This is a genomic window from Sandarakinorhabdus limnophila DSM 17366, assembly GCF_000420765.1.
Classification (GTDB): Bacteria; Pseudomonadota; Alphaproteobacteria; order Sphingomonadales; family Sphingomonadaceae; genus Sandarakinorhabdus; species Sandarakinorhabdus limnophila.
The window spans coordinates 272,488-294,467 of sequence record NZ_ATVO01000004.1; the positions used below are offsets into that span (position 1 = coordinate 272,488).

Annotated in this window: 18 protein-coding genes; 9 read left to right on the top strand and 9 right to left on the bottom strand. The window is 65.8% G+C overall.

From position 1 onward, the window contains the following. Positions 1-47 precede the first annotated feature (47 nt). Positions 48-1,298 (top strand): methionine adenosyltransferase, encoded by a 1,251-nt coding sequence (gene metK, locus G566_RS0104525; RefSeq protein WP_022679486.1) that lies wholly within the window; start codon positions 48-50, stop codon positions 1,296-1,298. A 55-nt stretch (positions 1,299-1,353) separates the two neighbouring features. Here metK and G566_RS0104530 read toward each other — a convergent pair whose 3' ends face one another. After that, positions 1,354-1,644: a putative quinol monooxygenase gene (locus G566_RS0104530; protein WP_022679487.1), complete on the bottom strand. Its 291-nt coding sequence runs from the start codon at positions 1,642-1,644 to the stop codon at positions 1,354-1,356. A 129-nt stretch (positions 1,645-1,773) separates the two neighbouring features. Between G566_RS0104530 and G566_RS13485 the strand changes: the two genes are divergently transcribed. Together G566_RS13485 and G566_RS13490 are read left to right on the top strand one after the other, a co-directional pair. Next, positions 1,774-2,538 carry a hypothetical protein gene (locus G566_RS13485; RefSeq protein ID WP_022679488.1) on the top strand — a complete coding sequence of 255 codons (765 nt, stop codon included), beginning with the start codon at positions 1,774-1,776 and terminating at the stop codon, positions 2,536-2,538. 10 nt (positions 2,539-2,548) lie between these two features. Then, the gene (locus G566_RS13490; protein WP_022679489.1) at positions 2,549-3,007 is read left to right on the top strand and encodes a cupin domain-containing protein; all 459 of its coding nucleotides are present in this window, start codon (positions 2,549-2,551) and stop codon (positions 3,005-3,007) included. Here the strand turns inward: G566_RS13490 and G566_RS0104545 are convergent. Both G566_RS0104545 and G566_RS0104550 read right to left on the bottom strand, forming a co-directional pair. Beyond that, positions 3,004-4,539: a lipopolysaccharide biosynthesis protein gene (locus G566_RS0104545; protein ID WP_022679490.1), complete on the bottom strand. Its 1,536-nt coding sequence runs from the start codon at positions 4,537-4,539 to the stop codon at positions 3,004-3,006. The genes G566_RS13490 and G566_RS0104545 overlap by 4 nt on opposite strands. Continuing rightward, positions 4,529-5,023, bottom strand: coding sequence for a flavin reductase family protein (locus G566_RS0104550; RefSeq protein WP_022679491.1), 495 nt, complete (start codon positions 5,021-5,023; stop codon positions 4,529-4,531). Before G566_RS0104550 ends, G566_RS0104545 begins: the two co-directional genes overlap by 11 nt. A gap of 95 nt (positions 5,024-5,118) precedes the next feature. Between G566_RS0104550 and G566_RS13495 the strand changes: the two genes are divergently transcribed. Then, positions 5,119-5,553 (top strand): molybdopterin-dependent oxidoreductase, encoded by a 435-nt coding sequence (locus G566_RS13495; protein ID WP_022679492.1) that lies wholly within the window; start codon positions 5,119-5,121, stop codon positions 5,551-5,553. Between the two features lie 4 nt (positions 5,554-5,557). Here the strand turns inward: G566_RS13495 and G566_RS0104560 are convergent, their stop codons facing one another. From G566_RS0104560 to G566_RS0104575, 4 genes are all read right to left on the bottom strand, one after another. Then, a complete protein-coding gene (locus G566_RS0104560) occupies positions 5,558-6,436 on the bottom strand; it encodes a UTP--glucose-1-phosphate uridylyltransferase (RefSeq protein ID WP_022679493.1) in 879 nt (292 codons plus the stop codon). A gap of 100 nt (positions 6,437-6,536) precedes the next feature. After that, entirely contained in the window at positions 6,537-8,234 is a 1,698-nt protein-coding gene (locus tag G566_RS0104565; RefSeq protein WP_022679494.1) for an N-acyl-D-amino-acid deacylase family protein, read from the bottom strand. Between the two features lie 31 nt (positions 8,235-8,265). Continuing rightward, positions 8,266-8,928 (bottom strand): ligase-associated DNA damage response endonuclease PdeM, encoded by a 663-nt coding sequence (pdeM, locus tag G566_RS0104570; RefSeq protein ID WP_022679495.1) that lies wholly within the window; start codon positions 8,926-8,928, stop codon positions 8,266-8,268. 32 nt (positions 8,929-8,960) lie between these two features. After that, entirely contained in the window at positions 8,961-11,381 is a 2,421-nt protein-coding gene (locus G566_RS0104575; protein ID WP_022679496.1) for a ligase-associated DNA damage response DEXH box helicase, read from the bottom strand. Between the two features lie 56 nt (positions 11,382-11,437). On the opposite strand from G566_RS0104575, the gene G566_RS0104580 reads away from it, so the two are divergent. The 4 genes from G566_RS0104580 to G566_RS0104595 are packed head-to-tail and all read left to right on the top strand — an operon-like array spanning position 11,438 to position 17,181. Next, positions 11,438-12,436 (top strand): ligase-associated DNA damage response exonuclease, encoded by a 999-nt coding sequence (locus G566_RS0104580; protein ID WP_040605426.1) that lies wholly within the window; start codon positions 11,438-11,440, stop codon positions 12,434-12,436. Between the two features lie 33 nt (positions 12,437-12,469). Continuing rightward, positions 12,470-13,504 (top strand): quinone-dependent dihydroorotate dehydrogenase, encoded by a 1,035-nt coding sequence (locus tag G566_RS0104585; protein ID WP_022679498.1) that lies wholly within the window; start codon positions 12,470-12,472, stop codon positions 13,502-13,504. Between the two features lie 41 nt (positions 13,505-13,545). Next, positions 13,546-15,279 carry a gamma-glutamyltransferase gene (gene ggt, locus G566_RS0104590; protein ID WP_022679499.1) on the top strand — a complete coding sequence of 578 codons (1,734 nt, stop codon included), beginning with the start codon at positions 13,546-13,548 and terminating at the stop codon, positions 15,277-15,279. 54 nt (positions 15,280-15,333) lie between these two features. Then, positions 15,334-17,181 (top strand): AMP-dependent synthetase/ligase, encoded by a 1,848-nt coding sequence (locus G566_RS0104595; RefSeq protein ID WP_051135932.1) that lies wholly within the window; start codon positions 15,334-15,336, stop codon positions 17,179-17,181. Here the strand turns inward: G566_RS0104595 and G566_RS13500 are convergent. Both G566_RS13500 and G566_RS0104605 read right to left on the bottom strand, forming a co-directional pair. Further along, on the bottom strand, positions 17,169-19,136 hold the full coding sequence (locus G566_RS13500) for a transglycosylase domain-containing protein (RefSeq protein WP_022679501.1): 1,968 nt from the start codon (positions 19,134-19,136) through the stop codon (positions 17,169-17,171). The two genes, G566_RS0104595 and G566_RS13500, sit on opposite strands and share 13 nt — an antisense overlap. Next, positions 19,136-20,728, bottom strand: coding sequence for a peptide chain release factor 3 (locus G566_RS0104605; protein ID WP_022679502.1), 1,593 nt, complete (start codon positions 20,726-20,728; stop codon positions 19,136-19,138). Before G566_RS0104605 ends, G566_RS13500 begins: the two co-directional genes overlap by 1 nt. A gap of 192 nt (positions 20,729-20,920) precedes the next feature. On the opposite strand from G566_RS0104605, the gene G566_RS13505 reads away from it, so the two are divergent. Then, positions 20,921-21,979: a D-alanyl-D-alanine carboxypeptidase family protein gene (locus G566_RS13505; protein WP_022679503.1), complete on the top strand. Its 1,059-nt coding sequence runs from the start codon at positions 20,921-20,923 to the stop codon at positions 21,977-21,979. Position 21,980: the final 1 nt, after the last annotated feature.

Sequence of the window (21,980 nt, forward strand, 5' to 3'; positions counted from 1 at the left end):
GCTGCCGTGCGTATGACGACGCATCCCCTCATCGTGAGAAGTGTGTCATGACCCGCAGCAGCTTCATCTTCACCTCCGAATCCGTATCCGAAGGCCATCCCGACAAGGTGGCGGACCAGATTTCCGACGCCGTCGTCGATCTGTTCCTGGCCAAGGACCCGGAAGCGCGCGTTGCCTGCGAAACGCTGACCACCACCAACCGCGTCGTGCTGGCCGGTGAAGTGCGTGGCCGCGGCATGATCGATGTGGCCGGTAATTGGGAACCGGGCGCGCAGGAAGAAATCCAGCGCGCCGTGCGCGAGACGGTCAAGCGAATCGGTTATGAACAGTCGGGCTTCCACTGGCAGAATTTGACCTTTGAAAACCACCTGCACCCGCAGTCGTCGGACATCGCCCAGGGCGTCGATGCCAGCGGCAACAAGGACGAAGGCGCCGGCGACCAGGGCATCATGTTCGGTTACGCCACTGATGAAACCCCGGATCTGATGCCGGCGACGCTGTATTATTCGCACCGCATCCTCAAGCAGATGGCGGATGACCGTCACAGCGGCGTGGCGCCGTTCCTGGAGCCGGATGCCAAAAGCCAGGTGACCCTGCGCTACGAAAACGAAGTGCCGGTGGCCGCCATGGCCATCGTGGTTTCGACCCAGCACGCGCCGGATTATTGCAAGCCGTGGGAAAGGGATGGCGAAAAGGGCGGTGATGCCGCCAAGTTCGCCGAACTGGAAACCTATGTGAAGGGCGTGCTGGCCAACGTGCTGCCGGCCAGCTTCCTCAGCGCCGATACGGTCTTGCACCTCAACCCCACCGGCAAGTTCGAAATCGGCGGCCCCGATGGCGATGCCGGCGTGACTGGCCGCAAGATCATTGTGGACACCTATGGCGGTGCCGCACCGCACGGCGGCGGCGCCTTCAGCGGCAAGGACCCGACCAAGGTTGACCGTTCGGCCGCCTATGTGTGCCGCTACCTCGCCAAGAACATCGTCGCCGCTGGCCTCGCCAAGCGCTGCACCATCCAGCTCAGCTATGCCATCGGCGTCGCGGCGCCGCTGTCGATCCACGTCGATCTGCACGGCACCGGCACCGTATCGGAAACCGCCGTCGAAGCCGTGCTGGCTGATCCGGCCAAGCTGGGCTTTGCCCTCACCCCGCGCGGCATCCGCACGCAGTTGGGCCTTAACCGCCCGATCTACCAGCGTTCGGCCGCCTATGGCCACTTCGGCCGCACGCCGGACGCCGATGGCGGCTTCAGCTGGGAAAAGACCGACCTCGTCGCCGCGCTGAAGGCGGCGCTTTAAGACCGGTCAGGGGTGGCTCAGGCCACCCCATCCAGATATTCCCGAAGGGGTGGCCTCAAGCCACCCCGTCCAGATATTCAACCTCGGGCTTGCCAGCGAGGCAGGCACCGAGCCCTGGGCCGGCAGCCTTGAAATGGTCACTGGCGCCGTGGGCCTTCAGGGCATCGGCATCAGCATAGACTTCCAGCACCTTGTAGGTGGTCGGATCTGTCTTCGAGCGGGTGAGCTGATAGCAGAGATTGCCCGGTTCATTGGCGCGCACGGCCGCCGACAGGGTGCGGAACACCGCTTCGAAATCCTCTGCCTTGCCGTCCTGGATCTTCAGGGTTGCGATCACACCGATCATGCTTGGTCTCCGCTGGGGTTGTTGCCCGCAGGCTGGCCCAGCGCCGCGCCTGCGCCTAGCTGGCGAAAAGATGGACGCCGCGCCTGCCAAGGATTAGAATTGTCCGCGGTCATCGGGGGAGGAACCAGCATGGCGACACGGGCCACACCCACACAGGACTGGCTGGGCACGCAGGCGCGCATCACCGGCGTGATGGCGCTGATCTTTGCGGCGGCCTTTTCCATGCACCTGGCGATGGGTCGCTCCACCTTCGCCATGCCGGCCATCTGGCATATCCACGGCATCATCTTCTTTGGCTGGGTTGCCCTGTCGTTGCTGCAGGCCGGGCTGGCCGCCAGCGGCCGGCTGGAATGGCATCGCCGCCTGGGCTGGCTGGGGCTGATGTGGATCATCGCCATGGTCTTTGCCGGTGTGGCGATCACCATCGCGGTGGCGCAGGCCGGGCGCACCCCGTTCTTCTTCCGGCCGCAATATTTCATGATGCAGAACCCGCTCACGCTGGCGGCCTTTGCCGGGCTGGCGCTGAGCGCCATTGCCAAGCGCCGCGATACCGGCTGGCACCGCCGTCTGCACCTGTGTGCGCTGGCCACCATCATGGGCCCGGCATTCGGCCGGCTGATGCCGTCACCCTTCCTGATCCCGTGGGCGATGGAGATCACCTCCATCCCCGGCATGTTGTTCCCGATCTATCTGGCCCTGCGCGAATGGCGGGCCGGCGAAGGCTGGCATCCGGCCTGGACCATCGGGCTGGCGGCCGGGCCAATCGCGCTGGCGCTGGGCTTTGCCATCGCGGCGACGCCGCTGGGCGCTGATCTTTACACCAGCGTGGTGGCCGGAACGCCGGGCGCCGCGATCGACGGCAACGCCTTTGGCAGCCCACCGCCGGGCATGTGAAGGGAAGCATATGCGCCTGTTTTTCATGACGTTGGCGTTTGCCGGCGCCGCTGCCGCTCAGCCGGCGGAATTCCGCATTGTTCAGGCCAAAGCCGTGCAGTGGCAGCCGATACCGAACGGCCAGGGTGCGCAGAGCGCCCTGATCGCCGGCAACCCGTCGCAGCCCGGCACCTATGTGATCCGGGTGAAATTCCCGCCGCACGTGATGGACCGGCCGCACCATCACAGCCGTGATCGCCATGTGACGGTGCTGCAGGGCCGCTGGGTTGCTGGTACCGGGCCGGATTTCGCGCCCGACAAGGCGCAGGTGCTCACCGCCGGCAGTTACATGTTCCACCCGGCCGGCGGCGTGCACTGGGATGGCTCCAACAGCGACGAAACGGTGATCGTGCAGATCATCGGGGAAGGGCCGGTCACCTCGGCCGATGTCGATCCGGCATTGGCCAGTTGGGTGAAGCTGCCCGGTTAAAGCTTGTCCACCGGCAGAGGCAGCGGCAAGCTGGCGGCTTCATCTTCGATCTTCTTCAGGCCGCGCGCGAACAGCAGGCGATCGGCGCCCTTGAAGCCGAAGCGCCAGATGATCAGGCCATAGCTGCCCAAAATCGCGAAAAACCCGATCGACAGCTGAATGGGTTCCGGCGTGCGCAGCACCAGCAGGCCAACGCCAAAGGCCGGGATGCCCGCCAGCAGCAACGACGGCCGCCAGCCAGACACGGCATGACCCAGCCGCGCCTGCAACAGCCGGGATTTGGCCACCGATTGCAGCAACGCGGCAATGGCAAGCGCCAGCGCCGCCCCCACGCCGCCACCCAGTGGGCCCGCCATCGGCACCAGCAGCAGCGACAGCCCGGCCTGCACCGCCAGCCCGATGACAGACCACATCAGATTGGCATTACGCGCCACATAGATCAAAGCGCCTTCCGCCACCGCCGCCTGCGCCGCGAACAATTCCACCGTCAACAGCACGGCCAGCACCGTCACGCCGGCGGCAAAGGCCGGGCCAAACAGGCCCATAGCAGCCTGTCCGGGAATACCCAGCGCCAGCACCGCAGCGAGCTGCACCGCTGCCACCCAGAAACTGATCTGGCGCACATGGCCCGCTGCCTTGGCGAGATTGCCCGCCGCCAGATTGCGGGTGAGCACGGGGCCGAGGATCGGATCGAAGCTGGACTTCAACCGCTGCGGCAGCGAGGCGATCTGCTGCGCCACAAAATAGATGCCCACAATCTCCGCCGAGGCAAAACGGCCCAGGATGAAGATATCGAGCCGGCGCGCGCCCCATTCGGCGATATCGGCGCCGGCCAGTGGCACATTGGTTTTCACCAGTCGCCAGATGCGCCCGACATCCAGCCGCCAACCGCCCGGCCAGCCAAAGCGGCGCAGCGCCGGCGACAGTGCCGCGAAAAACGCCGCCACCATCGACAGCAGATAGGCGATCAGCATGCCGTCGCTTTTCAAGGCGGTGAAGGCCAGCGCCAGCGCGGCGATGGACAACACCCAGGGCTCGATGATCGAACGGGCCCGCACCTGCGCGCCAACATCATGGTGGAAGGCCAGCCCGGCCAACGCCAGATCGGCCAGCGCAATGAACGGGATAATCAATGCGAACCACCGATCAAGCGGCGCCAGCCGTGTGGCCGGAAACACGAGTTCGGGCAGCAGCACCAGCACCGCCGCCCCGGCCAGCGACGCGACCAGCGCCGCCAGCAACGCATCGATCAGTGCGGCGGCTTCTTCGTGTGGGCGCCGCGCCATGTCTTCGGCAAGGCCGCGTTTCAGGCCCAGCGTGGCAAGCATCGCCACCAGTTCAACCACCATGGTGGCATAGGCAAAGCGGCCCAGCGCTTCGGCGCCATACAAGCGCCCGGCAATGAACAGGAAGGGAAAGCGCGCCGCCAGCCGCAGCACATAACCGAAGAAACTGGTGCGCCCGCCCTTGGCCAAGGCAGCCGTTTCGGCTGCGTCCCGGTTTGGGTTCGAGGCCGACGGATCAGCCAACATGCACCCGGCGATAGCGGCCGTGCAGATAGAGGAGCGGCTCGCGGCCCTGATCCAGCGCCAGCCGCGTTACCCGGCCGACGATGATGCGGTGATCGCCGCCATCATGATCGGCATGCAGCGTGCAGGCAAAGGCAGCCTTGGCGCTGGCCAGCACCGGCACGCCATCCCAATCCTGCCAGTCATGTTCGGCAAAGCGGTCGATGCCCTTCTTGGTGAAGCGATCGGCAACGGCCTGGCCATCCAGATCAAGGATATTGATGGCAAAACGACCCGATTCGCGCAGCACCGGCAGTGCCGAAGCGCCATTGGCCGGGCAGAACAGCAACAGCGGCGGATCAAGGCTGAGCGAGGTGAAGCTGTTGGCGGTGAGCCCCACCCGTTCGCCCGACAATGATTGGCTGGTGATCACGGTGACGCCGGTGGCGAAGCAGCCAAAGGCATCGCGCAGCAGGCGGGGATCGAACGGGGCATCAGCGTTGGTCATCCGCCGTCCCCTATCGCGAATCCGCCGCCCGTCAATGTTGCGGATGCCACAGGCGGCGCTATCGTGGCGTAACTGTCACATAGGAAAGACATTGCATGATCGCTGCCGCCCTTGTCCTGCTGGCCGCAAGCGCCGCTTTGCCCACCAGCCTGCCAGTGGACGCTGCGACGCTGGCCAAGCTGCCGGCAGCGAGCGCGACCCTGACAGCGCACGGGCAGACCCACGCCTGCACCGGCGTCTGGTTGACCGATCTGGCCGTCGCTGCCGGCCTGCCCGCGGGCGAAGCGCTGCGCGGCCCGGCGTTGACGACGATAATCGTCGCCGAAGCTGCCGATGGCTATCGCGTTGCCTTCAGCTTGGCCGAACTTGATCCCAAGTTGGGCAACCACAAGGTGCTGGTGGCAAACGCCTGCGATGGCAAGGCGCTGAGCGCAGCCGACGGCCCGCTGCGGCTGGTGGTGCCCGGCGAAGTGCGTGCCGCCCGCTCCGTGCGGCAGTTGCGGGCGCTGCGGGTGGTAGCCCTGCCCTGATCGTTCAGAACTTCTGGCTGCGCAGCCATTCGCGCACGGCCGGGCCAACATCGTCGCGCTCAAGCGCCAGTGCGATGTTGGCCGTCACATGCCCGGCCTTGTCGCCGCAATCAAAGCGGGTGCCTGTGAAGGTGAGGGCGTGAAACGGCTGCTGGCCAATCATTTCGGCCATCGCATCGGTCAACTGGATCTCGTTGCCGGCCCCGCGCTTGCCGGCAGCAAGCACGTCGATCACCTCGGGCTGCAGGATATAGCGGCCGATGGCGGCCAGCCGTGACGGGGCGGTGCCCTGCTGGGGCTTTTCCACCAGGCCCTTCACCTCGGTGATCAGTCCATCGACTGCGCCGGGCGAGACGATGCCGTAGCGATGTGTATGTTCGTCCGGCACTTCCAGAACGGAAATGATATTGCCGCCCAACTGCAGATAAGCCTCGTGCATTTCCTTCAGCGCCGGGTTGGCGGGGTTCCACAGCAGTTCATCGGGCAGCAGCACGGCGAAGGCCTCTCGGCCTACCACGTGCCGGGCGCACCACACGGCATGACCAAGGCCTGCAGGTTCCTGCTGGCGCACGAAGACCATGCGGCCTGGCTCGATCTGGGTGGCTTCCAGCACGGCGAGTTCCGCGGTCTTGCCCTTGGCCTTCAGGCTGTCGACCAGCTCGCGGGCGACATCGAAATAATCCTCCAGCGCACCCTTGCCGCGGGCCGTCACGAACACCAGCCGCTCGATGCCGGCGGCCAGCGCTTCGTCCACCGCATATTGCAGCAGTGGCTTGTCGACGACGGGGAGCATTTCCTTGGGCATGGCCTTGGTGGCCGGCAGAAAGCGCGTGCCTTGGCCGCCCACCGGGAAAACGGCGGTCTTAACGGATTTGATCGACATATTGACCTCTATGTGTGGTAATCATCCATTGCCAACAGAGACGGCCGGTCAAGCGAAACTTCGATGAATGGCGTGTTGGATGCGCCGAGTCGCGGCCTTTTCAGCCACTTGTGCCGCCGCGCAGCAGCCGGCCGGGCAGCGCGCCGGTGGCTTCGCCATCGCGGTAGGTGATCTGGCCGGCGACCAGCGTTGCCCGGATCCCGCGGGCACGCTGCACCAGGCGGCGCCCCCCGGCGGGCAGATCATGCGCCACATCCGGCGGCAGCAGGGCGAGCCGATCAAGATCGATGAGGTTCACATCTGCCCGCAGGCCGGGGCGCAGCTGGCCGCGATCGGTCAGGCCCAGCGCCCGTGCCGTGTCGTGCGCCTGGCGCTTGATCAAGAATTCCAGCGGCAGCCGGCCATGGCTGCGATCGCGCGTCCAGTGGGTGATCAGGGTGGTGGGAAAACTGCCGTCGCATATCATGCCGACATGCGCGCCACCATCGGACAGGCCGGGGATGGTGTCCTTGTGAGCAAGCATGGCGCCAACGGCATCGAGATCGCCATCAGCGAAATTGAGGAACGGCACATAGATCATGCCCGCGCACAGCCATTCCGCCGCCACCACTTCATAGGCCACGCCGCGCCGCATCGCTTCGGCGGCCAGGCTGGTTTCGGGCAGCGGTTCATAATTGGGCGGATCACCAAGCTGATACATGTCGCCCCAGCGGTGCAGCAGCGCCGTGCCGAGCGCATTGCCGGCCAGCGGCGGGTTGGCGATCAGGCGGGCAACGAAGGCGGGATCGGCAAGCAGACGGCGCTGCTCGTCAAGGGTGGCGCTCTTGGGCCAATCCGGATGCAGGCTGAACGGATTGAGGGTGAGATCAAGGCCGAGCAGCACACCGACAGGCCGCGCCGCCACCTGCGCCTTCATCGGCAGCCCCGCGGCTGTGGCCTGTTCGAGCATGTCGAGCAATTTGCGCCAGCCCATAGGCGCGACCGGCGATTGGGCAAGGCTGAAGCTGAGCGGCCGGCCCGAGGCCTCGCACAGCCGGCGCATCATGGCGAATTCCGCCACCGGATCGGCGAAATCGGAGACGAACTGCAGCACACCCTTGCCGGCCCGGCCCAGCGCCAGCGCGATGCCCATCAATTCGTCCTCAGCCGCCGTCAGCGTTGGGGTCGGCTGGCCATCGGACGTGCGGTGATTGAGGGTGCGCGAAGTGGAAAAGCCCATCGCGCCGGCGTGCATCGCCGTTTCGGCCAGCGCCGCCATCTGCGCGATATCGTCCACGCTCGCCTGTTCGCGATTGGCGCCGCGTTCGCCCATCACGAACACACGCAGCGCGGCGTGTGGCAGTTGCAGGCCGATATCCATGTCGAACTGGCGGCTGGACAAGCTGTCGAGATACTCCGGGAAGCTCTGCCAATTCCACGGCAGGCCGTCCTTCAGCACCGGGAAGGGCAGATCCTCCACGCCTTCCATCAGCCGGATGAGCCGATCCTGATCTTCCACCCGACACGGCGCGAAGCCCACCCCGCAATTGCCGGCAATCACCGTGGTGACACCGTGCCACGACGACGGCTGCAGCCGCTGATCCCAGGTCGCCTGACCGTCATAATGGGTGTGCACATCGACGAAACCGGGGGTGACAAGCAGGCCCTTGGCGTCGATTTCCTCCGCCCCACGCCCGCTCACCTGGCCAACGGCGGCAATGCGGCCATCCTTGACCGCGACATCACCTTCGAATCCGGGGCGGCCGCTCCCATCGACGATGTGGCCATTGCGGATGACGAGATCGAAATCGCTGCTCATCAGGGGAGCGTCTCGCGAAGGTGGGACAACGTCAACCTACCGGAAAGCGCAACAGCCGTTCCCCGTCGACCACAAGCGCCGTTACCGGCCCAGCCAGCGCCGCCTGCAGCGCGGGATCGGCAATATCCAGACCGCCGGTGAAGGCACCATAGGCTGGCAGGATCAACTTTGTGGGGCTGTGAGCGAAGCAGCGCCGGGCTATGTGGCGGCCGCGGTGGCGGATCACCAGCTTGGGGTGAAAATGGCCGGACAGCTCGGGCGTCGGATCAGCCGGATCGGCTTCGTGGCGCAGCACCAGCGGGCCGATGCGGCCTTCCACCATGACGCGGCCGCCCAGCACGGCGGCGGCATCCTCATCGTGATTGCCGGTGATCCACCACCAATCGAGACTGCGCGTCATCGTCATCAGCGCGCGGCGGGCTTCATCTGACAGCCGTTCAGGCCCCGCTTCATCGTGGAATGAATCGCCCAGGCACACCAACCGCTGGGCTCCGGTGGATTCAACCGCAGCGATGAGATTGGCCACGGTATCGGCCGTGGCATGCGGCGGCAGCAGCCAGCCCTTCGCGGCGTAATGGCTGGCCTTTTCGAAGTGTAGATCGGCAACGAACAGCGTGCTCTCGCCCGGCCACCACAAGGCCCCGCAGGCCAGTGGCTGCAGCGATTCCCCTGCGAACGAAAAGGAAACAGACATGGTGCTGCGTTAGGCCCGCGCGGCCCTGCAGGTCAATCCACCCGCATCGCTTCGGCGATCAGCGCTTCGGCTTCGAGCAGCAGCGCCGAATCAGCACTGTCGCCCACCCGTTCGCGCCCGATGGTGAGCAGCGACGGCACTGCCAGCGGCGTCACATGCGCGGCCCTCACGTGGCTCAGCCCCGCATGCGCTTGCTCCAACAGCGCTGCCAGCCGGGCAATGTCCGTCAGCTTGCCGCGCGCATCTGTCCAGGCCGCGGTGAGCAGCAGGTGATCCGGTTCGTGGCGGCGCAGCACGTCGTAGATGAGGTCAGACGACACGCTCATTGCCTTACCGCTCTTGTGCACGCCGGGCTGCACCCGCTCGATCAGGCCGCCGATGATGGCGACCTCGCGAAAGGCGCGGCGCAGGAACGGCGAGGCGGCGAGCCATTGCGCCAGTTCATCCTCCAGCACGGTCGGGTCGAACAGCGGCCTGGGATCATCCACCGGCTCAAGGCTCCAGCAGGCCATGGCATAATCAGATGCGACAAAGCCCAGCGGATTGAGGCCCGCCCGCTCCATGCGCTGCGTGATCAACATGCCCAGAGTCTGGTGCGCCGGGTGGCCGGCAAAGCCATAGACGACCATGTACCAGCGATCATCGCGCTGAAAGGTTTCGACCAGCACATCATCTTCGCCCGGCAGCCGCGAAACGCGATCCTGGATCGCCAGCCATTCGCGCACATCCTCGGGCATTGCCGGCCAGCGTGCCCGATCGTTCATCAGGCCGCGCACCCGCGCCGCCAGCCGCGTCGTCATCGGCATGCGCCCGCCGGCATAAACCGGCACTTTCGGGCTGCCGCGGCCCATGCGGACATGGATATCGGCGCCGTCGAAACCGGTGACCTCAAGCGTCTGCCCGGCGAACATGAAACTGTCCCCCACGCGCAACTGGCCGGCGAAATACTCCTCGACCTGGCCCAGTTTGCGGCCGTGGCGGCTGGATTTGCCGCTGCCAAAGACAACGTTCATCGCAACGGCTTCGACGATGGTGCCGCTGTTCATCCGCCACTGCCGGGCCAGTGCCGCCGAGCGCAGCCGCAGCCGGCCACCGGGCTGGGTCACCAACCGCTGGTAGCGTTCGTAGGCTTTCAGCGCGTAACCGCCGGTCGCGGCATAGCCGAGCACAGCATCAAAGCTTTCACGTGTGACGCCGGCATAGGGCGCAGCGCTTTTCACTTCGTCGTACAGTTCATCGGGGAAGAACGGGCCGGCAGCGGCGCAACCGACGACATGCTGGGCCAGCACATCGAGCGCGCCAGGTCGAAAACCGTCCGGGTCCAGCTCGCCGGCCTGAACGGCATCGCGCGCGGCCAGCGCCTCCAGATATTCAAAGCGGTTGCCGGGCACGATCAGGCAGCGGCTGGCTTCATCCATGCGGTGATTGGCGCGCCCCGTGCGTTGCAGCAGGCGCGAGGCGCCCTTGGGCGCCCCCATCTGGATGACGAGATCCACGTCACCCCAATCCAGCCCGAGATCGAGGCTGGCGGTCGCCACGATGGCGCGCAATTTTCCGGCCGCCATCGCCGCCTCCACCTTGCGGCGGGCTTCGGGCGCCAGGCTGCCGTGGTGGATGCCGATCGGCAGCGATTGGTCATTTTCCGCCCACAGATCGCGGAACACCAGTTCGGCCACCGCGCGGGTGTTGACGAACACGATGGCCAGCCGTGCGCTTTCGATGCGGCGCATGACAGCGCGCGCCGCCCAGCGGCCATTGTGGCCACCCCAGGGGATGCGATCATCGATAACAAGGATATCAATGGCGGGATCGGCACCGCCTTGCGCCACCACGATCTCCACCTGCGTGGAGTCGGCATCGGGCGCCAGCCAGCCGGCCCAGCTTTCCGGATCGGCGATGGTGGCCGAAAGGCCGACACGCTGCAGGCTTGGCGCGAGTCGTTGCAGGCGGGCGAGACACAGCATCAGATGGTCGCCGCGCTTGGTGGTACCAAAGGCGTGAACTTCATCGATGATGACGCGCTTCACCCCGACCATCATCGCAGCGGCTTCAGGGTTGGAGAGGAGATTGGCGAGGCTTTCCGGCGTCGTCAGCAGGATGTGCGGGGGCACCTCCTTCTGCCGCGCCTTGCGCGCTGCCGGCGTGTCGCCAGTGCGGGTCTCCACTCTGATATTCAGGCCCATCTCGGCAATCGGCGTGATGAGGTTGCGCTGAACATCCACCGCCAGCGCCTTCAACGGCGAAATGTAGAGCGTGTGCAGGCCCTCGGCGGGATTGGTGGCCAGATCAGCCAGTGTCGGCAGAAACCCCGCCAGCGTCTTGCCCGCCCCGGTCGGCGCAGTGAGCAGCGCGTGGCGGCCCTTTGCTGCGGCATCAAGCATCGCCAGCTGGTGGGCGCGCACCTGCCAGCCGCGCGCAGCAAACCAGCTGCTGATGATGTTCGGCAGTTCCACAGCTGCGACCCATGGCAAGGGTGACAGGACAAACGCAAGCCGGCATCGTGGCCCGCATGGCACCTGACTGGATCACGCCCCGGCCTGAAGGGCTCTACCTGCCCGGCATCGACGCATGGGTGGACCCATCGCGCCCGCAAGCCCGCGCCATCATCACCCACGGCCACGCCGATCACGCCCGCGCCGGGCACGCCCATGTGCTGGCGACGGCGGAAACGCTGGCAATCATGCACCAGCGCTTTGGACCGCAGCCGGGTGGGCAGGCTTTGGCCTATGGCGAGCGGCTGGCGCTGGGGGATGGGTTGACGTGCATGCTGCTGCCGGCCGGCCATGTGCTGGGTTCGGCGCAGGTGGTGCTGGAAAAGGCCGGCAACCGAATCATCGTATCGGGCGATTACAAGCGCCGCGCCGATCCGACTTGCGTCGCGTTCGAACCGCTGGCCTGCGATATCTTCATCACCGAAGCCACCTTCGGCCTGCCGGTGTTCCGCCATCCCGACACGGCCGGCGAAGTGGCCAAGCTGCTGGCCGCGCTCGCCGCCAATCCGGATCGCTGCGTGGCGGTGGGCGCCTATGCGTTGGGCAAGGCGCAGCGGGTGATCGCCGAACTGCGCCGCGCCGGCCATGACGCGCCCATCTATCTGCACGGCGCGATGACGGCGCTGTGCGCGCTTTACGAAGCGCACGGCGTGGCGCTCGGTGATCTGCGCCCCGTGGGCACATTGAAAGGCGAGGCGCTGAAAGGCGCCATCATCGTCGCGCCGCCATCGGCCCTGCGCGACGTGTGGAGCCGCCGCCTGCCCGATCCGATCACCGCCATGGCATCCGGCTGGATGCGTGTGCGCCAGCGCGCGGTGCAGAGCGGCATCGAGCTGCCGTTGGTGATTTCCGATCACGCCGATTGGGACGAGCTGACCGCCACCATCACCGAGCTGAACCCGGCCGAAGTGTGGGTCACCCATGGCCGCGAGGAGGCATTGCTGCAATGGTGCGAGCTGCATCAGCGCCGGGCCCGGGCGCTGGACATGGTTGGGCGGGACGATGAGGGGGATTGAACCCCATCCGCCGCCCTGCCATGGCGATGACAAATGTTTGCCGCTCTCAAACCCCTGCTGTTCGCGCTTGATCCGGAAGCCGCGCACAATCTGACCCTGGCCGCGCTGAAGACGGGCCTGGTGCCGGCCGCGCCGGCCGATGATCCCATTCTTGCGACCACGATGGCCGGCCTGGCCCTGCCCAATCCGATTGGCCTTGCCGCCGGCTTCGACAAGGATGCCGAAGTGCCCGATGCGATGCTCAAGCTGGGCTTTGGCTTTGTCGAATGCGGCAGCGTCTGCCCGCGGCCACAGCCGGGCAATGCCAAGCCGCGGCTGTTCCGGCTGATGGAAGATGAGGCGGTGATCAACCGCTTCGGTTTCAATTCAAAGGGCGTGGAGTTCGCCCATGCCCGGCTGACGGCGCGCGCCGGCCGGCCCGGCATCGTTGGCATCAACCTCGGCGCCAACAAGGACAGCGAAGACCGTACCGATGATTATGTCGTCGCCCTGCGCGCGCTGGCACCGCTGGCGTCGTACGTGACGGTCAACATCTCTTCGCCGAACACGCCGGGCCTGAGGGCGTTGCAGGATGGCGCGGCGCTGGCCGATCTGATTGCGCGGGTGATGGCAGCACGCGGGGCCTTGGATATGCCCGTATTCGTGAAGGTCGCGCCTGATCAGGGTGAAGATGATTGGGCCACGATCGTGCGCGCCTGCATCGATGGCGGGGTGGACGGCCTGATCGTCTCCAACACCACCATCACGCGCCCGGCGCTGGCCAGCCGCCATGCCGGCGAAACGGGCGGCCTGTCGGGCAAGCCGCTGAAGCCGCTGGCGCTGACGGCCCTCAAGCGTTTCCGCGCCGAAACCGGCGGCGCGCTGCCGCTGATCGCGGTGGGCGGCATCGCCAGCGGGCAGGACGCCTATGACCGCATCCGTGCCGGGGCAAGCGCCGTGCAGCTTTATTCGGCGCTGGTCTACCACGGGCCGGGGCTGGTGGGCCGCATCAAAGCTGAACTGGCCGCGTTGCTGCGCCGCGACGGCTTTGCCAGCGTGGGCGCCGCAGTGGGCGCCCCACAAGTTTAGCCACTTTTCAGACGCGCAAATCAGCCTAAGGTGCCCGTCCCATGAAAACCACACTCTTTATCGCCGCTTCCTTCCTCGCCACTGCGGCCGTGGCCCAGCCCATCCCGAAGGATGCAGACAGCGGGCCCATACAGGCCGCCAGCAGTGCTGGCGCCGGCCCGTTCAAGGCTGTGGTGTCGGCCGCGCACCCGCTGGCCAGCGAAGCCGGGCTGAGCATCCTGAAGCGCGGTGGCAGCGCTGCCGATGCGGCCATTGCCACCATGCTGGCGCTTACCGTTGTGGAGCCGCAAAGCTCCGGCATCGGCGGCGGCGGCTTCATCGTCTATCAGCCGGCGAACGGCCCGGTGGGCAGCATCGATGGCCGCGAGAAGGCGCCCGGCGTGGCCAGCCCGGGCCAGTTCCTGGGGCCCGATGGCAAGCCGATGCCGTTCATGCAGGCCGCCACCGGCGGGCGCAGCGTGGGCGTGCCGGGCAACGTCGCGCTCGCTGCCGAAGCCCACAAGAAATGGGGCAAGCTGCCCTGGGCCACGCTCTTTGAACCCGCAATCAAGCTGGCCGAAGGCTTCACCATCTCGCCGACAATGGCGCGCTTCATCGCCTTTGGGCAGGACAGCCTGAAACAGGCCGGGCCGGAAGGCCGCGCGCTTTATTACGACAAGGACGGCGCCCCGCTGAAAGCCGGCACCACCTTCCGCAACGACAAGCTCGCCGCCACGCTCCGGCTGATCGCAGCCAAAGGCGCGGACGCGTTCTACAAGGGCCCGATTGCCGCCAGCATCATGAAGACGGTGAGTACCGCCGACGCCAATCCGACCGCGATGACCCTGGCGGATCTCGCTGCCTATAAGGCCGAAGTGCGCGATCCGGTGTGCGGAACCTACCGCCAATACAAGATCTGCGGCATGGGCCCGCCATCCTCCGGCGGCACCGGCGTGCTAGCCATGCTCAAGCAGCTGGAACGCTTCGACATGAAGGGGCTGGGCAAGGATAACCCGGTTTCCTGGCACCTGTTCGGCGAGAGCCAGCGCCTCGCCTATGCCGACCGCGAAAAATGGATTGGCGATCCGGGCTTCGTGGCGGTGCCGACCAAGGGCCTGGCCGATCCGGCTTATCTTGGCGCGCGTTCCGCCCTGATCAATGCGGGTGACCGCATGGCCAAGGCCGAAGCCGGGATGCCGGCCGGCGCGCCGACCGCGCGGGTGAACGCGGCCGACAATGAGGTGGCCGGTACCACCAATTTCGCCGTGGCCGACAGCGCCGGCAACATCACCACTTGGACGTCCACTGTGGAAAAGACGTTCGGTTCCGGCCTGGTGGCCGAAGGCTTCGTGCTCAACAACGAGCTGACCGATTTCAATTTCGCCCCGGAAGACCAGGGCAAGCTCACCGCCAACCATGTGCAGCCCGGCAAGCGGCCGCGCTCGGCGATGTCGCCCACCATCGTTTACGATGCGAGCGGGAAACCGATCCTGGCCATCGGTGCGGCCGGCGGCGTGACCATCATTGCGCAGGTGACCAAGGCCATCATCGGCGTGCTGGATTGGGGGCTGCCGGTAGAAGAGGCCATCGCGCTGCCACAGCTGATCGCCATCGGTGACCGCTTTGCGGTGGAGAAGGGCACCATGCTCGAAACCATGATTCCGGCCTTCACTGCCATGGGCCACAAGCCGGTGGCGACCGCGCTTCCGTTGAAGTTGAACGGGGTGCAACGCGTGGCGGGTGGCTGGCGCGGCGGTGCCGATGCCCGTGGCGAAGGCCGGCCGGCCGGTTATTGACGACAAGAACAGCGGGCGGCCAACGCCCCACAGACAAGTCTTTGGGAGAGGACGATGTTACCGAAATTGCCGCCGTTGCGGCCTGCCGCCATTGCCGCGCGCATCGATGCCGCGCCCAATCTGGTCACGCTGTTTCTTGATCGGGCCGATGAACAACCGGCCGCGCCCTTCCTGGTCGCCAAGGTTGGCGGCGAGTGGCGCACGATCAGTTGGGGCGAAGCCCGCGATATCGTCGCAAGCCTGTCGGCTGCACTGATCGCTGCCGGCATCAGCCGGGGTGACCGGGTGGTGCTGGTTTCGGAAAACCGCCCGGAATGGTGCCTGGCCGATCTCGCCGTGATGGCCGCTGGCGCCATCACCGTGCCGGCCTACATCACCAACACTGAAGCCGATCACACCCATATCCTGACCAACAGCGGCGCAAAAGCGGCGCTGGTATCGGGCCCGAAGCTGGCCAAGGCGCTGCTGCCTGCTGCCATGGCCACCGACAATTGCCGCACCATCATTGCGCTGGAACCGGTGCAGGACGTGCAGGGCTTGGCCATCCACGACTGGAGCAAACTGATCGCGGGCCGCGCGCCCATGCTGGACGAAGACCGCGCTGCCCTCAAGGCGCGCGCCACCATGAAGCGCGAGGATCTGGCCTGCATCATCTACACCAGCGGCACCGGCGGTCTGCCGCGCGGCGTGCGCCAGCATCATGGCGCGATCATGCGCAATATTGCCGGCGCCATCACGGTGGTCGAACAGGATTTCTTCCCCGGCGACGTGCCCGGCGAGTTGTTCCTGTCGTTCCTGCCGCTCAGCCACAGTTACGAACACACCGCCGGGCAGTATATGCCGATCGGGATGGGCGGCCAGATCGCCTATGCCGAAGGGCTGGAGAAGCTGGCGAGCAACATCGAGGAAGTGCGACCCACCTTCATGGTGGTGGTGCCGCGCCTGTTTGAAGTGCTGCGCATGCGCATCGCCAAGCAGATCGAGAAGCAGGGCGGGCTGGCGATCACCCTGCTCAATCAGGCGCTGGCGATCGCCCGAAAGGAAGCCCGTGGCGAAAGCCTGAACCTCGCCGAAAAGCTGATCGATCAAGCATTGGAACGCACCATCCGCAAATCCATCCGCGCCAAATTCGGTGGCCGGCTGCGGGCGATGGTGGCCGGCGGTGCCCCGCTGAATCCGGAAGTCGGCATCTTTTTCACCGCCATCGGCATCCCGATCCTGCAAGGCTATGGCCAGACCGAATCCGGCCCGGTCGTCAGCTGCAATCGCCCGCGCGCCAAGCTGAAGATGCACACGGTCGGCCCGCCGCTCGACCAGGTCGAGGTGAAGATCGCCAGCGATGGCGAGATCCTCGTGCGCGGCGAACTGGTGATGGACGGTTACTGGATGAACGACGCCGAGAGCCACAAGGCGCTGAAAGACGGCTGGCTCTACACTGGCGACATCGGCCATCTCGACAAGGATGGCCATCTGGTGATCACCGATCGCAAGAAGGATATCCTCGTCAACGACAAGGGCGACAACGTCGCTCCGCAGCGCGTCGAAGGCATGCTCACCCTGCAGGACGAGATCGCCCAGGCCATGGTCTATGGCGACCGCCGGCCCTATCTGGTGGGCGTGGTGGTGCCGGAAGCCGAATGGGCGCTGGCCTTTGCCCGCGACAAGGGGTTGCCGGCCGATCTGCACAAATTGAAGGACGAGCCGGAATATGTCCGCACCCTGCAGGCCGCGGTGGACCGGGTGAACCAGAAGTTGAGCGTGATCGAGAAGGTGCGCCGCGTGATCATCGCCGATGAGGCGTTCAGCACCGACAATCAGCAGCTGACCCCGTCACTCAAGATCCGCCGCCATGTGCTGAAACAGGTTTATGGCGAACGCCTGGACAAACTTTACAAGGATTGAGGCGCGCCCTGCGGCGGTTCCGGCGCGGTCACGCTCTCGTCAGGAATGTCGATGATCGCTGGCGGGTTGTTGGGTTCCCCGTTCAGATCGACGGTCATGCCTGCCATGTCGGCGGCCAGCGCCTCCATATCGACTTCCACCGGGGCGACTTCCGCCTCCACCTCGAGCCGGCCTTCGGCTTGCAGTGCGCGTTGCATAAAGCCTTTCCACATCCGCGCCGGCAGCCCGCCACCCACGATGCTGGCCGCCATCGGTGAATTGTCGTCATTGCCCACCCAGATGCCCACGACCAGATCGCCGGCAAAGCCGATGAACAGCGCATCGCGGTGATTTTGCGTGGTGCCGGTCTTGCCCCAGGCCGGCATCGGCAGGCGCGCCGCATTGCCGGTGCCGTTGCGCACCACCGATGAGAGCAGCTGCATCATGTCGGCGCGCACCGGCCAGCTGGCCTTGGTCTCTTCCGGCGGCGTCACTTTTTCCGGCCAGGGGTCAGCGCGCCACAGGCCGGTGGCCTTCACCGGCGTCTTGCCCAGCGCCACGGCGGCAAAGGCGCGCGTCATGTCGATCAGCGGAATCGGGGTCGTGCCCAGCGCCATCGCCGGATAGATGCTCACGCCGCCTTCGATGCCCAGTTTCTTCACCTGCTTGGCCACGGCAGAAACGCCCACCTCCTGCGCCAGCTTTACCGCGGCAATGTTGGAACTGGCGGCAAAGGCGGTGGCAAGGCTGATGGTGCCACGGAAGCGCAGATCATCGTTCTTGGGCGCATAGCATTCGCCCGGCTGCTGGCCGGGTTCGCACAGTTCGATGGGTTCATCGACAATGGTGTCGCCCGGCTTCTTGCCGGCTTCCAGCGCCGCCAGATAGACAAACAGCTTGAACGAGGAACCCGGCTGGCGCTGCGCCTGGGTTGCGCGGTTGAAGCTGCTGGCTTTGTAATCGGTGCCGCCGACCATGGCGACCACGCGGCCATCCAGCCGCATGGCGACCAGCGCCGCCTGGCTCACATTCAGACCGCCGGCCCGCGCCAGCCCGTCTTTGATGATATCGTCGGCGAACTTCTGCAACTTGGGATCGAGCGTCGTCTTGACGACAATTTCGCCATAATCGGCCTCGGTCGCTTCGCGCGCCTGCGGCAGCACCCAATCGGCAAAATAGCTGCCGGTGGGCAGGTTCTTGCGGCCGGGGCGGTAGGTGGCCGCGCGCGCCGCCTTGGCCTGCGCCGCGGTTATCGCACCGGTATCCACCATCGCCGCCAGCACCTGCGCGGCGCGTTCGTTGGCCTGTTTGAGGTGGCGCGATGGCGCCAGCCGCGACGGCGCTTGCACCAGGCCCGCCAGCAAGGCCGCTTCACCCAGCGTCAGCTGTTCGGGTGCCTTGTCGAAATAGGTGCGTGCCGCCGCGCGGATGCCGTACGCGCCGTCACCGAAATAGACCGAGCTGAGATAATTCTGCAGGATCTCGTCCTTGCTCAGCCGCGCCTCCAGATAGAGCGCGATGATGATCTCCTGCAGCTTGCGCTTGATCGACCGTTCCGACGACAGGAAGCTGGTTTTCGCCAATTGCTGGGTGAGTGTCGATCCGCCCTGGCGCACGCCGCCGGCCTGTGCGTTGGTGACCAGCGCCCGGAAGATGCCGATGGGATCAATGCCCATATGGTCCTTGAAACGGCGATCCTCGATGGCGATGAAGGCCGCCGGCACGTGCGCGGGCAGCAGCGCGATCTTCACCGGCTCTTCCTTGTAATCGCCGCGCCGCGCGATCGGTTTGCCGTTCATGTCCGTGATGATCAGGCTGGGCTGCTTGGCCGGCTCCAGCGCCCGGCCCAGCGGCGCGGTGGCGACCAGCCAGGTAAACAGCAACGCGAACAGGCCAACGATGCCGCCCGCGATCCACCAGCGATACGGGCGCACCTGCCCCCACAGCGTACCAAGACGGACGGCAATGCCGGCCATCAGGCGCGTTCCCGCGTGGCGGAGAATTTGATGTCCGGAAAGCGGCCGGTCACGAAGTTCAATTCCCAATTGTCCCGCGCCAGGAACACCGGGGCGCCGTCGCGATCTTCGGCCATGGCGCTGCGATGTTCATCCACGAATGCCTTCATGGCCGCAGGCGTGCCAGAAATCCAGCGCGCGGTTTCGTATGGGCTGGGCTCGAAACTGGCCGCCACCCGATACTCGGCGTCGAGGCGCGAAATCAGCACTTCCAGCTGCAGTTGGCCAACCACGCCGACAATCCACTGGCTGCCGATCGCTGGCTTGAACAATTGCGTCACGCCCTCTTCAGCCATATCGGTGAGCGCGGTTTTCAGCTGTTTCGATTTGGTCGGATCATCCAGCCGCACGCGGCGCAGGATTTCCGGGGCGAAATTGGGAATGCCGGTGAAGGTGACATCATCCTTCTCCACCAGGCTGTCGCCCACCCGCAGCACGCCGTGGTTGGGGATGCCGATGATGTCGCCGGGGTAAGCCTCATCGGCAATCTCGCGGTCCTGCGCGAAAAAGAAGATCGGCGAGTTGATGGCGATCATCTTGCCGGTGGCCATCTGCTTCAGCTTCATGCCGCGCCGGAAGCGGCCGCTGGCCAGCCGCAGGAAGGCGATGCGATCGCGGTGCTGCGGGTTCATGTTGGCCTGCACCTTGAACACGAAACCGGAAACCTGGGTGCCATCCGGGTCCACCGCCGCCGGCAGCGCCGGTTGCGGGCGCGGGCTTGGTGCCATGGCGGCAATCGCGTCGATCAGATCAACCACGCCGAAATCCTTCAGCGCCGAACCGAAGATCACCGGGGTAAGCGCGCCGGCGCGATATTTCTCGATATCGAGATCAGAATAGCCGCCCTCAGCCAGCTCGGCCTGTTCGCGCAGGCGGCCGGCCATCGGCCCAGCCAGTTCGTCGATGCGCGGGTCATCCAGGCCATCCACCTGCACCACGTCGCCGGCAAGCCCGGTGGCGGTGCCGTCTGGTTTGTGGAAGCGGCGGCGCTTCAGATCGTAAATGCCCTCGAACTCACCGCCCATGCCGGCCGGCCAGTTCATCGGCGCCACGTCCAGCGCCAGCATGTCAGCCACTTCATCCAGCAGATCGAACGGGTCGCGGCCTTCGCGGTCCACCTTGTTGATGAAGGTGATGATCGGCACGTCGCGCAGGCGGCAGACCTCGAACAACTTGCGCGTCTGCGCCTCGATGCCCTTGGCCGCATCGATCACCATCACCGCGCTGTCGACAGCGGTGAGTGTGCGATACGTGTCTTCGGAAAAATCCTCGTGGCCCGGCGTGTCGAGCAGGTTGAAGGTGACGCCACCCCGCTCGAACGTCATCACGCTGGAGGTGACAGAAATGCCGCGCGCCTGCTCGATCTTCATCCAGTCCGACCGCGCCCGGCGGTTCTGGCCGCGGGCGCGCACTTCGCCGGCGGCATGGATGGCGCCGCCGAACAGCAGCAATTTCTCGGTCAGCGTGGTCTTGCCGGCATCTGGGTGCGAAATGATCGCAAAGGTGCGGCGGTTCCTGACCGGGTTCTTCGACAGGGAAAATGGTGCGTTCATCAACTGTGTCGCCGGCAATGTTTGGGCGCGCGGCGCATCGCACGGGCAGCACCAAAGGGCAAGGGCAGCGCCCATCTGTTGCAATCGGGAGACAGGCCGGGGCTGCGTCGCTGCGCCACCGTCATTCGCCCCTTCCCTTGCCTGTGCCAATCAGGTTAATCTTGATTTCTGGGCAGGAGAGGAAACTTCGCTTTGCTGATCAAGGCTCTGGCACGAACACTTCTGACTCTTTTGGCGCTTGCGGCGCCATCTGCCTTTGCAGCCAGCCTTTATTCCGCGCCCCGCTATGCCGCCATCCTGATCGACAACAGCACCGGCGAAGTTCTGTATGCCCGCCGTGCCGACGAAATCCGCTATCCGGCCTCCATCACCAAGGTGATGACGCTCTATGTTGCGTTCGAGGAAGTGGCCGCCGGCCGGCTGAAGCTGGACGACGAACTCCGCATCTCGCGCCGCGCCTGGGGCCAGGCGCCATCGAAACTGGGCCTGCGCGTTGGCGCTACGATCAGCGTGCGCGATGCCTTCGGCGTGATCGCCACAAAAAGCGCCAATGATATTTCGGTCGCGCTGGCCGAACATATCAGCGGCAGCGAAGCCGCTTTTGCCGAGCGGATGACGGCGACGGCCCGCCGGCTCGGCATGATGAATACGCGTTTCTACAACGCATCGGGCCTGCCCCACGCCGATCACACCACGACAGCGCGCGATATCGCCGTGCTGTCGCGCGCCATGCTGCGCGATTTTCCCACCCAGTATCCGCTGTTTTCCAAGGCACATTACCAATATCGCGGCATGGCGGTGGCCAATCACAACCATCTGCTGCGCACCATGCCCGGCGTTGACGGCATCAAGACCGGTTTCACCAACGCCGCCGGCTTCACCCTGGCGGCTTCGGCCGTGCGCGGGGAACGCCGCCTGATCGCCGTGGTGCTGGGCGGCCCCAGCCGGCTGGGGCGTGACAACAACATGCAGGAACTGCTCAACATCGGTTTCGATGTGCTGGAATCGCGCCAGCGCGGGCTCCCTTTCACCGTGGCCAGCCGCTTTGCCGAGCCCGATGATCTGCCCGATGCCGTGATGGACAGCCTTGCCGGCGACGTCGCCGCCATGGACGGTGCTGTAGAGCAGCCCACCCGCGCCGTTCAGGCCGTGGACGTGACCAGCGCCATTACCGCGCTGGGCGACACCGGCGTCAACAGCGCCACGCTGGCCAGCGTGCGCAGCGGCGGCGGCGGTCGTTCCCGCAACTGAC

What these genes read in the sequence shown, in the direction of transcription:
- G566_RS0104550 (WP_022679491.1), bottom strand. Translation starts at nt 5,023, where the DNA reads ATGACCAACGCTGATGCCCCGTTCGATCCCCGCCTGCTGCGCGATGCC.
- G566_RS0104585 (WP_022679498.1), top strand. Translation starts at nt 12,470, where the DNA reads ATGTTTGCCGCTCTCAAACCCCTGCTGTTCGCGCTTGATCCGGAAGCC.
- G566_RS0104595 (WP_051135932.1), top strand. Translation starts at nt 15,334, where the DNA reads ATGTTACCGAAATTGCCGCCGTTGCGGCCTGCCGCCATTGCCGCGCGC.
- G566_RS0104530 (WP_022679487.1), bottom strand. Translation starts at nt 1,644, where the DNA reads ATGATCGGTGTGATCGCAACCCTGAAGATCCAGGACGGCAAGGCAGAG.
- G566_RS0104580 (WP_040605426.1), top strand. Translation starts at nt 11,438, where the DNA reads ATGGCACCTGACTGGATCACGCCCCGGCCTGAAGGGCTCTACCTGCCC.
- G566_RS0104565 (WP_022679494.1), bottom strand. Translation starts at nt 8,234, where the DNA reads ATGAGCAGCGATTTCGATCTCGTCATCCGCAATGGCCACATCGTCGAT.
- pdeM (WP_022679495.1), bottom strand. Translation starts at nt 8,928, where the DNA reads ATGTCTGTTTCCTTTTCGTTCGCAGGGGAATCGCTGCAGCCACTGGCC.
- G566_RS13485 (WP_022679488.1), top strand. Translation starts at nt 1,774, where the DNA reads ATGGCGACACGGGCCACACCCACACAGGACTGGCTGGGCACGCAGGCG.
- G566_RS0104605 (WP_022679502.1), bottom strand. Translation starts at nt 20,728, where the DNA reads ATGAACGCACCATTTTCCCTGTCGAAGAACCCGGTCAGGAACCGCCGC.
- ggt (WP_022679499.1), top strand. Translation starts at nt 13,546, where the DNA reads ATGAAAACCACACTCTTTATCGCCGCTTCCTTCCTCGCCACTGCGGCC.
- G566_RS13495 (WP_022679492.1), top strand. Translation starts at nt 5,119, where the DNA reads ATGATCGCTGCCGCCCTTGTCCTGCTGGCCGCAAGCGCCGCTTTGCCC.
- G566_RS0104545 (WP_022679490.1), bottom strand. Translation starts at nt 4,539, where the DNA reads ATGTTGGCTGATCCGTCGGCCTCGAACCCAAACCGGGACGCAGCCGAA.
- G566_RS13490 (WP_022679489.1), top strand. Translation starts at nt 2,549, where the DNA reads ATGCGCCTGTTTTTCATGACGTTGGCGTTTGCCGGCGCCGCTGCCGCT.
- G566_RS0104560 (WP_022679493.1), bottom strand. Translation starts at nt 6,436, where the DNA reads ATGTCGATCAAATCCGTTAAGACCGCCGTTTTCCCGGTGGGCGGCCAA.
- metK (WP_022679486.1), top strand. Translation starts at nt 48, where the DNA reads ATGACCCGCAGCAGCTTCATCTTCACCTCCGAATCCGTATCCGAAGGC.
- G566_RS13500 (WP_022679501.1), bottom strand. Translation starts at nt 19,136, where the DNA reads ATGGCCGGCATTGCCGTCCGTCTTGGTACGCTGTGGGGGCAGGTGCGC.